The 13506-nt window shown below is 59.6% G+C and carries 9 protein-coding genes and 1 pseudogene; 5 read left to right on the forward strand and 5 right to left on the reverse strand.

The features are described 5' to 3' along the window. Positions 1-172: 172 nt before the first annotated feature. Positions 173-1210: a DUF3080 family protein gene (locus KZ772_RS00295; protein WP_290539502.1), complete on the reverse strand. Its 1038-nt coding sequence runs from the start codon at positions 1208-1210 to the stop codon at positions 173-175. A 131-nt stretch (positions 1211-1341) separates the two neighbouring features. Between KZ772_RS00295 and KZ772_RS00300 the strand changes: the two genes are divergently transcribed. Together KZ772_RS00300 and KZ772_RS00305 are read left to right on the forward strand one after the other, a co-directional pair. Then, on the forward strand, positions 1342-4932 hold the full coding sequence (locus tag KZ772_RS00300; protein WP_290537931.1) for an MG2 domain-containing protein: 3591 nt from the start codon (positions 1342-1344) through the stop codon (positions 4930-4932). Then, positions 4860-6467 carry an alpha-2-macroglobulin family protein gene (locus KZ772_RS00305; protein ID WP_290537932.1) on the forward strand — a complete coding sequence of 536 codons (1608 nt, stop codon included), beginning with the start codon at positions 4860-4862 and terminating at the stop codon, positions 6465-6467. The genes KZ772_RS00300 and KZ772_RS00305 overlap by 73 nt, the downstream gene beginning before the upstream one ends. 114 nt (positions 6468-6581) lie before the next feature. On the opposite strand, the pseudogene KZ772_RS00310 reads toward KZ772_RS00305, so the two are convergent. Next, positions 6582-7395, reverse strand: a pseudogene (locus KZ772_RS00310) (IS5 family transposase). Positions 7396-7496: 101 nt separating this feature from the next. Here KZ772_RS00310 and KZ772_RS00315 point away from each other — a divergent pair. After that, positions 7497-8000, forward strand: a complete 504-nt coding sequence (locus KZ772_RS00315) for an NEW3 domain-containing protein (protein WP_290537933.1) — start codon at positions 7497-7499, stop codon at positions 7998-8000. Between the two features lie 303 nt (positions 8001-8303). Here the strand turns inward: KZ772_RS00315 and KZ772_RS00320 are convergent, their stop codons facing one another. Then, entirely contained in the window at positions 8304-9152 is an 849-nt protein-coding gene (locus KZ772_RS00320; protein WP_063509994.1) for a metal-dependent hydrolase, read from the reverse strand. Positions 9153-9282: 130 nt separating this feature from the next. Here KZ772_RS00320 and KZ772_RS00325 point away from each other — a divergent pair, with 130 nt between their 5' ends. Continuing rightward, positions 9283-9684, forward strand: coding sequence for a hypothetical protein (locus tag KZ772_RS00325; protein WP_290537934.1), 402 nt, complete (start codon positions 9283-9285; stop codon positions 9682-9684). Here KZ772_RS00325 and KZ772_RS00330 read toward each other — a convergent pair. After that, positions 9662-11221: an MFS transporter gene (locus tag KZ772_RS00330; protein WP_290537935.1), complete on the reverse strand. Its 1560-nt coding sequence runs from the start codon at positions 11219-11221 to the stop codon at positions 9662-9664. The two genes, KZ772_RS00325 and KZ772_RS00330, sit on opposite strands and share 23 nt — an antisense overlap. A 353-nt stretch (positions 11222-11574) precedes the next feature. Continuing rightward, positions 11575-12492: a triacylglycerol lipase gene (locus tag KZ772_RS00335; RefSeq protein WP_290539503.1), complete on the reverse strand. Its 918-nt coding sequence runs from the start codon at positions 12490-12492 to the stop codon at positions 11575-11577. 325 nt (positions 12493-12817) lie between these two features. On the opposite strand from KZ772_RS00335, the gene KZ772_RS00340 reads away from it, so the two are divergent. Next, positions 12818-13492, forward strand: coding sequence for a TetR/AcrR family transcriptional regulator (locus KZ772_RS00340; RefSeq protein ID WP_290537936.1), 675 nt, complete (start codon positions 12818-12820; stop codon positions 13490-13492). The last annotated feature ends 14 nt before the right edge of the window (positions 13493-13506 follow it).

The following is a 13506-nucleotide window of genomic DNA, read 5'->3' on the forward strand; positions in this document are numbered from 1 at the left end:
ATCGCGACACCGGTTTCCTGAAAGTGGCCCGCAACCGGAGCCTTGCCCACCAACCAGTTCCAGCACCGCCTGGCATTATGTGGACAGTTGTTCGCCGAAACATTCGCTTTGTAGACTTTCTGTTTAGCCCGCCAGGTCAATTTTTGCACGAAAGTGCATATAAGCCCGCCAGTTATGGCTTCCCCGGCATCAGTCCGCAGGCGCCCAGGAGCTCCTGCCACAGGCTAACATGGCGCTCCAGGGCACGCTCCATGCGGCTTTCCACTCCGTCCTGACCGAAGTAATGGTGCCGCCAGTGGGTGAAAGAGGCGGGGGGCGAATCCAGAAGACCGTTCATCTGTTCGAGGCTGTCAGCCAGAGACTGACGCTGGCGACGGCTTTGCGCCAGGGCCTGCTGCACCTTTGGCCCCCACACCTTGTCCAGCACATTGCGCAGGCGATGGGCCCGGGTGCTGGCCTGGTTGCGCGGACAAAGGCGTTGCGGATCAATGCCCTCCAGTAGTTGGTTACCACGCTCCAGCTCACGCAATGAAAGCGCCATGCGCCGAAGCAGGTAGCCGCCGGATTGATTATGGGCCAGGGTTTCCAGCAGCGGCTCCAGCTTCAGCGGTGTCACCGCGCCGCTCTGTTTGTGGGCGACCAGGGTGTGACTCAGTTGCTGCAGGCTCTGCAAGGCAGCGCTGATGTCGCCGACATTGGCGGACGGAGACTGACTGAAAAAGCGCCGTATTTCCTCGCTGCTGGCAAGCACATTCCAGTACAGGGCCGGCAACGCGGCTTTCTTTTCGGCCACCACCTTCGACATGATCTTTACCAGCTCCGGGTCCTCCAGTGCGTCTTCTTGCAGGCAGGCGCGCGCCTGTTGAATAAACGCCAGCTCATGATTGAGCCGTAAGGAATCCGCCTGCAGCTTGCCCAGAGCGCTGTTGCGCTGGCTGATCAGTTCCATCAGTCCACAGTGGCGCAGTTCCAGATAATCGAGCAGGTCCACGCGGTGTTCCGGCAGTGGCAGCCGTAACTCTCTGGCACCGGGATAGGTCAGCAGGGGAAGTGGGCCCCGTGCGGGAAGCTCCTGTCGGCTCAGTCGGGCAATCCGGCTAAGGTAATCCTCCCATCGCGCTTCATCCGGGTCCTGCGGGGCCAGCCACCCGATGACAAGCAGTGAAGCGATGGCCAGGGATGCCAGTACCCAGCCGGCTTTTTTCTGCATCACGACGGCACTCCGATTGGTGTGCTGTTTGAGTTTTGCCAAACCGTTGACACTGCGGTGGATCTGCCCACGCATTGCGGAACGGTTGTGCTATGTTTGGCCTGATCATTAATTTGCATTGGAAGCGCATTATGTCAACGAGGGGATTGCCGTTTTTCCGGTTAGTGATGCTGTTCTTGGCATTATCACTGGGCGCCTGTGATACCGGAGAGAAGGGGGCCACCGACTCACCACCCAAACAGGATAAAGCCGACACGCAAACCACTCAGCCCGCGCCGGCACAGCTGGATAGTCGCTGGCAGGCTCACCTGGCGTCTTCCCCCTCCGGGGTGATCAGTGCCCGGGCCCCGTTGGTGGTGCGTTTCAATCACCCGGTCATTGCGGCAGACAAGCTTGACCAGCCGGTCTCCGGTGTCGCCCGGCTGGTGCCGGAAATACCGGCGGACATTCGCTTTACTGCCGAAGACCGGCTGGAAATCCACCCCTCGGAACCACTGCCCGCCGGTGAAAACCTGACCCTGATGCTCTATGCCCAGAGTCTGAACGGTGTGGATGAAACGCTACCCCCGGCAGAATTCCCCCTGCAGGTCATGCGCCAGCAACTGAGCCTGACCGTGCAATCCCTGCTGCCAGCGGATGATGGCGAGCAGATGGTGCTCACCGGCAGCCTGGAAACCCGGGATCTGGCAGACGAAGATAGGGTGGAAAAAAGCCTGCGCGCCAGCCAGGACAATCAAAGCCTCCCGGTAAGCTGGGAGCACGACAAGGCCGGCTTGCGCCATGGTTTTACCGTATCCGGTATCCGCCGGGGCGACCAGGCCAGTCAGGTGACCCTGGGCTGGAATGGCAGCTCGCTGGGCGTGGAAAATCAGGGTGAGCGCCATTACAACGTCCCTGCGGTAGCGGCCTTCGAAGTCACCAATGTGCGGGCAGTGAACTACCCGAAACCCCATGTGGAAGTGAATTTTTCCGAGGCCCTGCAAGGCTCCCAGAACCTCAACGGCCTGGTCACCCTGAATGGCAAGGCGCCACGCCTGGAGGTGGACGGCAGTCGCCTGCGGGTCTACCCCCAGGATGACAAGGAAGAGAATGTGGCGCTGGTGATCGACGCCGGCCTGCGCTCCGCCAGTCATGGCCGGCTGGCGGAAAAGCTGGAAAAAACCGTCACCCTGATGATGACCAAGCCCGGTGTGCGCTTTGTCGGCAAGGGCACCATCCTGCCGGATGGCAAGCAGCTCAGCGTCCCTTTTGAGGCCGTCGGTATTCGCTCAGTGAAGGTGCAGGCCTTCCGGGTGTTTGACGACAATATTGGCAATTATCTGCAGGGCAGTGAGCTGGATGAGGGTGACATGGATACCCGCACTGGCCGCTATTTGTGGCAGAAAACCCTTGAGCTTCCCGTCAACGGCGACGGTTGGCAGCGCTATCATCTGGACCTGACCGAGCTGATGGCCAAACATCCCAATGGTCTGGTCCATCTCACCCTGACCATTGATGGCGACGACATCACTTATACCTGTCCGGACAATGCCCTGACCCGTGAGACAACCCTGCCGGATAACTACGAAGGCCCGGGGCAGGAACAGGACCAACCGGACCGGTTGGCGGATTATTACCGTGATGCCGGCTACCTGAGCTGGTACGAACAGGACAACCCCTGCTCAGACAGTTACTACCGCTATAACGACCTGGCCTCCAGCACCCGTGCCTTCCTGGCGTCCAACCTGGGCCTGATCGCCAAGCGCGGCCAGGACGATACCCTGCACGTGGTGGCCACCACCCTGGACAACAATGAGCCCGCCGCCGAGGTGGTGGTGAAGGCCTATAATTACCAGCAGCAACAGGTAGGTATGGGGCTCACCGATGAGGAGGGCATGGCCAGCCTCAAGCTGGATGGCACGCCTTTCTATCTGCAGGCGGTAAAAGATCGCGACACCGGTTTCCTGAAAGTGGCCCGCAACCGGGCCTTGCCCACCAACCAGTTCAACACCAGCGGCCAGACCGTGCGCGATGGTCTGAAAGGGTTTTTCTACGGGGAACGGGATGTGTGGCGCCCGGGCGATGACATCCACCTGACCTTTATTCTCGAAGATAAAAACGACGTGCTGCCCGACGACCACCCGCTCACTCTGGACTGGTTCGATCCCCGTGGAAACAAGGTGAAAAGCTACAGCCTGGATCAGCCGGTGGGGGACTTTTATGCCTTTACCCTGAGCACCCGCGAAGACGCCCCCACCGGTAACTGGCGCGCCGTGGCCCGGCTGGGGCAGCGCTATTTCGATACCCCGGTGCGGGTGGAAGCGATCAAGCCCAACCGGCTGAAGATCGACCTGGAATTGCCCGAGCAGCTACCCGCCAACGAAGCGGCGCAGGTGGGCCTGTTTACTCAATGGCTCAACGGCGCCACCGCCGCCAACCTGAAAGCGGATGTGAAAGTGCGAGTGACGGCGACCACGACTCGCTTCGATGGTCTCAATGCCTATCATTTCGATGACAGCACCCGCGCCCTCAGTAGCGAGCCCTTTACCGCCTTCGAAGCCAATGTGGACGGGCAGGGCAAGGCCCGCTTCCCGCTCACCATCCCGGTGGAACAGACCCCGGGCATGCTGCGCGCTACCCTGACCACCCGGGTGTTCGAAAACAGCGGTGATTACAGTACCCAGGTTCGCAGTGTGCCGGTCTACCCCTTCAAACACTGGGTTGGCATGCAGGTGCCGCAGGGCAGTGGTTGGGGCGGTGCGTTGTCCCGTGATGGCAAGCACCCGATCGACCTGATCAGCGTGAACAGCCAGGGCAAGCCGGTGGACGGCCGGCCGCTGGATATCACTATCTACGAAATCGACTGGCGCTGGTGGTGGGACCGCTCCGGCGACGACCTGAGCAATTTCATCAGCGACCCCAATACCAAGGTGGTTACCCAGGCACAGCTGACCACGGATGCACAAGGCCGGGGCCAATGGACGCTGGATGGCAACAACTATGACTGGGGTCGTCACCTGATTCGCGTCTGCGATCGACAAAGTGATCACTGCACCTCGCAGACCGTGTATCTGGGCTGGAGCAGCGACCAGGCCAGTGGCAGTCAGGATGCGGCCACCCGTTTGTCCCTCTCTGCGGACAAGGAAGGTTACCAGGTGGGCGACACAGCCAGGGTAGAACTGCCTGCGGTCAGCGAAGGCCACCTGTTGGTGAGCCTGGAAAACGGTTCCCGGGTGCTGGATCACTACTGGCTGCCGGCCAGTGGCCAGGCTCAGACTTTGGAGATTCCGGTGACTGCCGAGATGGCGCCCAACGTGTATGTGCATGTGGCTTTGCTGCAACCGCACCAGCGCGACAACGACCGGCCCATCCGTCTGTACGGTATCGTGCCGTTACTGGTGGAAGACCCGGCCACCCGATTGCAGCCGCAGATAAGCGCGCCGCAAAAAGTGAAACCGGAAGAAAGCTTCACCGTGGAGGTCAGCGAAAAGCAGGGCAAGCCCATGACCTATACCCTGGCGCTGGTGGACGAGGGCCTGCTTGGCCTCACCAACTACCGCACCCCGGACCCCCACGGCGCCTTCTATCGTCGCGAAGCTCTGGGTGTGCTCACCTGGGATCTGTTCGACATGGTGGTCGGTGCCTACGGCGCCGAGCTGGACCGCTGCTGTTGGCCCTGGGCGGCTCCGATGGCGCCGATGATGGCCGCGAAAAACAGCGGCGGCGTTTCCCGCCGGTGGTGAAATTCCTTGGCCCCTTCACCCTGGATGCGGGTGATAGCGGCACTCACGAGATCAGCCTGCCGCCCTATATGGGGCAGGTCAGGGCCATGGTGGTGGCCGGTGACAATGGCGCCTACGGCAAGGCGGATCAGGACATCACCGTGACCCAGCCACTGGCGCTACTCAGTACCCTGCCGAGGGTCATGGGCCCGGGAGAAACCGTGGATTTGCCGGTAACGGTGTTCGTCACCGACGACGCGGTGAAGCAGGTCACGCTGTCCGTGCAGGCAGATGATGACCTGTTCAGCGTGGAAACCGGTGAGGCGGCGATGACCTTTACCGGACCGTCGGACCAGATCGCCATGCTGCGCCTGCGCGCCAACGATCGGGTAGGCACCGGCTCGGTCACGGTGACGGCCACAGGGGGCAAGCATCGCGCCAGCGAAACCGTGCACCTGCCGGTACGGGCAGCCAATCCGCCCACCACCCGCGATACCTTCAAGGTGCTGGAGAAAGGGGAAACCTGGGCGCTGGATTATCAGCCCCATGGCATGACCGGTACCAACAGCGCGACATTGGCAGTGAGTGCCTTGCCGGCCATGGGGCTGGAGCGACGGTTGAATTATCTGCTGCGCTATCCCCACGGCTGTGTTGAGCAAACCACGTCGTCGGTGCTGCCGCAGTTGTACTTGAAACAGCTGGTGCAACTGGATGCGCAGCAGCAACAGGAGATCCAAACGAACATTACCGCCGGCATTGAACGGCTCAAGCGCTTCCAGCTGGCCAACGGCGGCTTTGGCTATTGGCCCGGCCAGGCCCAGGCCAATGACTGGGGGTCTACCTATGCCGGGCACTTCCTGCTGGAAGCCAGAAGGCTGGGGTATGCGGTGCCCGCCGGCATGATGGATGACTGGGTCGACTACCAAACCCGTCGTAGTCAGACCCTGGGGAATCGTCCCTGGGAATGGAGCGCCGAGGCCTATCGCCAGTACACCCTGGCTCTGGCTGGTAAGCCCCAGGTGGGTGCCATGAACCGCCTGCGTGAGCGCCTGCAGATGGCGAAGCAGGATTATCCCCGCAGCGCCAGTTACCACAGCGGTCGCTGGTTGCTGGCGGCGGCCTATCAGCAGATGGGGCTCAGCGATGTGGCGGCGGAGCTGACCGCCCTGGAGGTGGAGAATCTGGAGTATGACGGCGCCAGCTATACCTATGGTTCCACCCTGCGCGATCAGGCCATCCGCCTGACCGTGGCCCAGGCACAGAACCGGGAGCAGGAGGCCTGGTCCCTGGCCCGGGATATAGCCGACCAGCTGTCCGGCCAGAGCTGGTACAGCACCCAGACCACTGCCTGGTCACTGATGGCCATGGCCCGCTATGCGGGGAGTCAGGGGGGCGATCACGGTTATCGCTTCGCCTGGCAGGAAGGCAAACAGGGCTGGCAGGATATCGCTGCCACCTCGCCGCTAACCCGCCAGCCGCTCAATGCTGGTGGCAGGGAAGGGGACGACAAGCAGTCGCTGAGCGTGCGCAACGATAGCGACCGCAAGGAGGTCTGAATAACTCGCTTTTTCGCCTTTACGATGATCAACAGGCTTCTGCCATCAAATTCAGGCCACAATTCACTCTTGAGTGTTCATTTTTTCGCCTGATTGCCGCACTTTGGCGGCGGCCTAGGGCAGCAGCACCCGTTTCACCCTCAACAGGTTGTGCAGCCCCGCCAGAGATAGAGCCGGTTGGTATTTTTCGCCAGACCCCGGTAGCGAACCTTGCTGTAACCGAACATGCCTTTGAATCGGAAGGGATGTTCTGGACGTACGCTGGCTTTGATGGTTTCGCATTCCAGCGCAACCTTCGACATCGTGGAGCGCTTACCAGGACGCTCAGCGATAAACCAATCCACTATACGGTTCTTGTGCTCTTCGCGTTTCTCGATACCGCAATAACCCTCGTCTCCCCAGACACGTTTCTCTTTGCCATGCAAAAGCTGGTCTGATGCCGTCAGGTCATGCTCATTCGCGGCGGTAGTGGCAAGGCTATGAATCAGACCCACCGTGTCATCGACGCCAATATGGCACTTCATGCCAGTGGATTGCCTTTCTTGGTCTGGGCATCTCCGGATCGAGCCTTATTGTTCTTCGTCGAGCTGGGCGCTCGATAATCGTCGCATCAACGATGCTGCCTTCCCGAACCATCAGGCCATGTCGTGCCAACTGGATCTTCTTGAACAGCTTCTGCCAAGATGCTGCTCCAGCAGGTGCCGGAAGCCGTTGTCTCATCAGGGAACCCGAGAGAGCCGAATCCCTGCGAAACGGCGCATAGACTCGATCTCATACAAGGCATCTTCCATCGCCGGCAGGTTGTAGATGATCTGCATGACATGAATGCGCAGCATGCTGGAGAGCGGATACGGCGGCCGGCCAGTGCTACCGGAGGCGACTCCAGCGCCTTCCAGGGTAGCAACTGATCCAACTTCTCAAGGAACACTTCCCGCCGGGTCTTGCGCTTCTTGTGTTCATATTCGGCTTCGGCAAAAAGTCAGCTGGCTCATGGCATTCCCGGAAAGTGGCTGATAGAAAGCCCTGATTATGGCAAAGTCGGGGAGCGAGGTTCGCAAGCTGTTCGTTACCCTCAGCCAGACCGGTACTCCGCTACCGGGCAACGAGGCGCCGGTGAGCGAAGGCTTGAGTCTGGCCGTACGGTTCCTGGTTAATGACAGGCCGATCAATCCGGTCAGCCTGACGCAGGGGCAGGATTTCACGGCGCAGGTGACGGTGACCAACACCGGCTCCCGCTTGCTCGAAGATGTGGCCCTGACCCAGATTCTGCCGTCCGGCTGGCAGCTGACCAGCAGCCGTCTGGATGGCAGTGCGAGCAATAACGAGAAGGTGACTTATCAGGATCTGCGCGACGACCGGGTGATGCATTACTTCGACCTGAAGCCCGGCAGCAACAATGCCCTGACCCTGAGCGTGGACCTGAACGCCTCTTTCGCCGGCCGTTTCTACCTGCCGGCCTGGACCGTGGAAGCCATGTACGACGGTCGCCGTCAGGCCCGCAGCAAAGGCCAGTGGGTGGAGGTGAAAAAGTAGAGGCCGTAAAGGCAATGGATCTACCACAGAGGTCACAGAGTACACAGAGGAAAAACAGGCTCTGTGAACGCTGAATCTCTGTGGTGAAGGTCCTGCTTGCGGGGCTTTTTTCGTGGCCCGAGACACCACCCTCATCGCGTTGATTATGCGTGACAGGTCGGGCGGGTGGTGGATTACGCCTGCGGCTAGTTCTCCCTACCCAGCCTGCGATGTGAGGGGGCACAGAGGTTTAACGATTTTTCTCTGTGGACTCTGTGCCCTCTGTGGTGAAAACCATACCAGGGAAAGCCTTACCCGGCACGCTCAGGCGGCTTCGTTTTTCTGGTAACCGTCCGCATCGCCGATCAGGCTATCCATTTCTGCCAGAAATTCCCGGTTGTCGTGGTCCCAGGGGTGGAAGCCCGGCTTGAACCAGTCCAGCCAGGGAATCACCACCCGGCGCAGGCCGCCCGGTTTCAGCCACTGGAACTTGAACGAGAGCCACCAGCCTTTCAGATTGAACAACTGGCCCACCTTCCAGGTGTTGATCAGGTAGAAGGGATAGAACAGCGAGAAGAAAATGGTGGTGGCCAGGACCAGGCCCACACTGCGCAGGGCCCACGCCTTGATGCCGGTACCAAATACGGTCTGGTACACATCAAAGGCGACCGCCTTGTGCTCGGTTTCTTCCAGGGCGTGCCAGTGCCACAGACGCTGGTAGGACTCATCCGAATCGTCGATCAGGTCCGGCTCACGCAGCAGGATATCGGCGAGAATGGCGGTCAGGTGTTCCAGTGCCACGGTGGCGGAGAGTTGCAGAGCATTGGGAGTGTATTTGGAAATCACATCCAGCAGTTTGGAAACAATGGCTTCCTGGGTATCCACCGGCAGCCCGGCTTCCACCATCTTCTGGTTGTAGTCCTCATGCTCGCGCCCGTGCATGGCCTCCTGGCCAATAAAGGCTCGCACTGCTTCCTGCAGTTCCGGGTCGTCAATGCGGTCACGATACTTGCGCACGCTATTGATGAAGAAACGCTCGCCTTCCGGGAAAAACAGCGAAAGCGTGTTGAAGAACTGGGTGACCGTGGGGCCCCAACTGTGCCAGTTGAGTACCTTCTCATCCGGAACATGAAACTTGAGATTCCGGCGAATAGGCATGATGTGCATTTTCATTGTTATACCACCTTTTCTCCAATGATCCTGTCATCCACTTAACGCCTGTTGGCCGAAAATTACAATTCCACTGTGACAGTAGGTAACGGAATTGGAACAATGGGTTTTAGCTAGCTGATAGGGGTCGGCAATGACGGGAAAATGGCGTCTATTGTTAAGCGCTGTAGTGTGTTTGGTAGCGATTGCCAGTGCCTTCCACTTTCTGGTGATGGAGCGACATGGGGTACCGGACAGTGGTATCCGGGTGGTGGAGCACGGCAATGACGAGGGCGGCCGCGACTGGGTGATTCGTCTTTACCAGAGTGGCAGTTGTCACCATTGGCAAGCCAGCGGAGATGGCTATGCCGTGGCAATTGACCGCCTGGGCAAGGACAGCTTTTCTCTCGATATCGCCTACGGCAGCAGTGGTGACGGGCGCCACAGAATTCGCCATCAGGTGCGCTTGCACGAAGGCCCCACCCTGGTGGCGGCCTTCGGTGCAGGCCCGAGCGAGGCCGGTGACACCCGGGTTATTGTTGATCGGGTGAAGTAGGCGGTGCCGGCTCGGCGTTTACGGCATCGTCCGGAGTGCGGTTGTGCAGCATCACGGCTACCAATACGGCGGTCATCGCCAGAATCCCTGCACCAATGGCAGAGTTGGTATGCAGTGCCAGGCTGAAGCCCTCCCGGGCGGCGGCCATCACCGGCGCGCCCAGTTCCGGGCCCAACTGCGCGGCGGCACCGATGGCCCCGCCCAGGGTATCCCCGGCAGCCAGTGACAGCTCCTCAGGCAATCCCGCAGGGAGCTGTTCCAGCATATGTTGCCGGTACACGGCAGCGCCAATACTGCCGATCACGGCGATACCCAGCGCCATACCCAGTTCCGTGGCGGTTTCCGAGGTGGCCGACGCCGCACCGGCTTTGCGTGCCGGTGCGGCGCTGACCACCATGTCGGTGCCCAGGATCATCATCGGCATCACACCCACGCCCATCACGGTCATTCCCACGATCAACAAGGGAATCTGGGCGGGACTGTGCACCAGCAACAGAATCAGCAAACCGAAAGTTGCCATCACCAGCCCGGCGCTGACCAGTTGCCAGTGGGGCAGATAACGGGTCAGTCGGGGGATCAGTAACGAAGCTGCGGTTTGTACCAGGGCAGGCGGCAGCATCACCAATCCGGCCTCCAGTGGCGACAGGTCGAGGACTCCCTGCAGGTACTGGAATACCATCAGCCAGGCGCCTGACAAGGCCAGGATGGTGAGCATCATGGCCGCCACCGAGGTGCTGAAGGTGCGGATGGCAAACAGCGACAGATCAAACATGGGCTCGGCCAGCCGCCGCTGACGACGGACAAAAAGCACGCCGATCGCGAGGCCCAGCGCAATGGACAGCAGCGGTATCAGTGATACCCCGTTACGTGCCATGTCTTTCAGACCGTAGATCACCGCCAGTACCATGGCCACCGACAGCAGAGCGCTGGTCCAGTCCTGGGCGCCGGCTTCCTCATCACGAAACTCAGGCAATAGCAGCGGTCCGCACACCAGCAGCAACAGCATCACCGGTACTCCCAGCAGGAACACCGAGCCCCACCAGAAGAACTCCAGCAGCGCACCCCCTACCAGCGGGCCAATGGCGCTACCGACGATGAAACCGGTCATCCACACGGTAATTGCCACGGTGCGTTCCTGCTCCAGCTGAAACATGTTTCGCAGCAGCGACAGAGTAGAAGGCATCAGGGTGGCCCCGGCAATGCCGAGTAGCGCGCGGGTGGCAATCAGCATTTCCGCACTGGTGGCAAAGGCCGCCATGGCTGACGCAACGCCAAAAGCGGTGGCGCCGGTCAGCAGCAGCCGACGACGACCAATGCGATCACCCAGTGTGCCCATGGTTACCAGAAAGCCGGCGATCATGAAGCCATAGATATCCAGGATCCACAGCAGCTCGGCGCTGGTGGGTTTCAGGTCGGCGCTGAGATGGGGGGCCGCCAGATGCAGCACGGTCATATCCAGTGCCAGTAATACGGTGGGTAGCATCAGCACCGTCAGTCCCAGCCACTCGCGACGGGTGGCGGCTTGGGGGGTGGGCATGGTGTCTTCCTCGCAACAGGGAATATTACGTAGTCGTTCCCGGCGCATGTTCTTCGACACGGCAGCGGGAATTAACGAACCCTAATATCTCAACTTCACTTGAGGTCAAGCTGGCCGCGCAAAAAATGCAGCCGACCAGTATCGTTGCTGACAATTGGCAAAGCCAGTGTCGATCGCATGACAGTGTGACGCTTGCCCGGGAAATAGCGCCGAGGTCGGACAGATTGCGTAGGGTGTACTGAGCCCTGCGCCCTGGATTGCGCTGGCGTTTGCGAAGGACCAAAGAAAAGGGCGCCGTGCGGCGCCCTCAAAGAAACTGCTCTCCCATTACTTTTTCTTCTTGTTTTGCCAATTCAGAGTCCCCGGTTTTTAAGCCGGTTGGCATGCTGGCGGAATACCGCCGCAGGATTGGTTTCGAAAGGGCTGACCAGGCCTGCGATCTGGTTAACTTCATCCAGATGGTTCATTCGATAGTCATCGCGGATCACCAGCCCCAGATGACTGGAGCAGCTGGACACCAAGCCATCGTTCTTTTCGCCCAGGTAGAGCAGGGCGAGCAGGCCCATGCCGGCATCGCTGATATCCAGCGCATTGGTCAGTGGCTTGGCGCCGGACCAGGAGTAGTAGCGCACGCCGTTATCTGCCACTTCTGGCGCGTGGCCACAGGCGTCTTCCGGCAACCCTTCCGGGTGATGGCTGTTGAATTCGGTGCTGCCCTGAGTGGACAGGGAATAAAGGGCTGCCAGCGAATCCTGCTCGTAGCCGCCACCGGAAATCAGGTCCAGGAATCCGGTTGCCGCATTGACGATGCTGCCGAGGACATCCCCGGCCAGTGGCAGGGCTTCCTGTACCCCGAGTAATACATCGGCCATACGGGCGCCGGTGTGGGGGCCGGCCACGGCGGTGGCTGATGCCACATAGTCCGGATACACCGACGCTACATAGCGAACGGTCGGTCCGCCATGGCTGTGGCCGATCAGGTTCACTTTTTCCGCACCGGTGGCTGCAATAATGGCTTCCACCTGACGGGCCAGCTGCTCGCCGCGCACCTCCGTGCTGTTGGCGGCGGCCACTTGGGTGACATATACCTCGGCACCGCTACGGCGCAGTTCCTCGGGAATCCGGTACCAGTAGTTGTAGCCGGCAATGTCGTCAAAGCCGAACAGGCCGTGGCTCAACACGATGGGATAACGGGTTTCGGTGTAGGTGTCCTTGAACAGCCAGTCAAACCAGCCCGCATGGGCGGGAAGGCTGATAGCTGACAACAGCATACAAAGAGTTAGACTGAGCGCGCGTAGGGGCGCTCTGCGGGATAGAGTCATTGGCATCACCTTGTTGTTTATTGTTATCGGCGCTACTGCCGGGTCTTCGCCGAGCGCTCCCTGGTCAGGAGTGGGTTCACCTTAAAGGAACCGCGGCGATTAATTAACAGTAATGTTAATATTTATTTGTTATAAGCGGGCAAAAGCACGCTGTTAACTGTGCACGGCATTACGAAAAAAGTACTGTTTCTAATACATTATGGGCTTGTGGGGCTGATGTCTGGTCAGTGCGACAAGTTGTAGTAAGGTAACACCGGTGTTAAGGGTGATAAGTATGCAGCCTGGTTCAGGGCAAAAGAAACGGCGGGGAAGGCCTGCCGGAAAAACCGGGGACACCCGTGAACGCATTATTGATGCGGCCCGGGAGGTATACGGGGAGTATGGCACCTATGGCACTACAGTGGCGCTGATTCTCAAGCAGGCACAGGTGTCGCGGCCCACCTTCTATAAATATTTTTCCTCCGCCGTGGATGTGATCGACGAGATTGTTCGCCACTGCAACGAGGACGTGGAGCGGCTTTTCGTAAAAGTCTTCGAACAGCCACAAAAAGAATTCTATGACTATCTGCCCATGGCACTGAGCGGTTATCTGAACTGGGGCCGCTCGCAGGGATTGCTCATGGAGGCACGATTTCGTGAATTGCATGATCGCTCATCACCGGTTTCGCGGTATCGCGATGAACATAACCAGCGCATCGTTGCCATTCTGCATGCCAGCATGGTCAAACACGGTCGGACACCCCCGGATGATCTGGCGCTGACGTCTCTGGTACAGGGCATCGAGCATCTCGGTTATCAGTTTTGCATGCAGGCCGAACACACTGAGATGCCCCGTTATATTGAGGTCATGGGGCGTTTGTGTATCGCCATGCTGGGTAACCGACACGATTGGCAAGAGATGATGGCGTCACCCTTCTTCAGTCGTCTGCTGGGCCTGGAGGAAAGTTAGGGAGCCTCTGAATA

Source organism: Alcanivorax sp., assembly GCF_019431375.1.
Lineage (GTDB): Bacteria > Pseudomonadota > Gammaproteobacteria > Pseudomonadales > Alcanivoracaceae > Alcanivorax > Alcanivorax jadensis_A.

Excerpts from the sequence above, each read along its gene's own strand:
- KZ772_RS00325 (WP_290537934.1), top strand. The coding sequence starts at position 9,283 with ATGACGGGAAAATGGCGTCTATTGTTAAGCGCTGTAGTGTGTTTGGTA.
- KZ772_RS00335 (WP_290539503.1), bottom strand. The coding sequence starts at position 12,492 with ATGCTGTTGTCAGCTATCAGCCTTCCCGCCCATGCGGGCTGGTTTGAC.
- KZ772_RS00295 (WP_290539502.1), bottom strand. The coding sequence starts at position 1,210 with ATGCAGAAAAAAGCCGGCTGGGTACTGGCATCCCTGGCCATCGCTTCA.
- KZ772_RS00320 (WP_063509994.1), bottom strand. The coding sequence starts at position 9,152 with ATGAAAATGCACATCATGCCTATTCGCCGGAATCTCAAGTTTCATGTT.
- KZ772_RS00315 (WP_290537933.1), top strand. The coding sequence starts at position 7,497 with ATGGCAAAGTCGGGGAGCGAGGTTCGCAAGCTGTTCGTTACCCTCAGC.
- KZ772_RS00340 (WP_290537936.1), top strand. The coding sequence starts at position 12,818 with ATGCAGCCTGGTTCAGGGCAAAAGAAACGGCGGGGAAGGCCTGCCGGA.
- KZ772_RS00300 (WP_290537931.1), top strand. The coding sequence starts at position 1,342 with ATGTCAACGAGGGGATTGCCGTTTTTCCGGTTAGTGATGCTGTTCTTG.
- KZ772_RS00330 (WP_290537935.1), bottom strand. The coding sequence starts at position 11,221 with ATGCCCACCCCCCAAGCCGCCACCCGTCGCGAGTGGCTGGGACTGACG.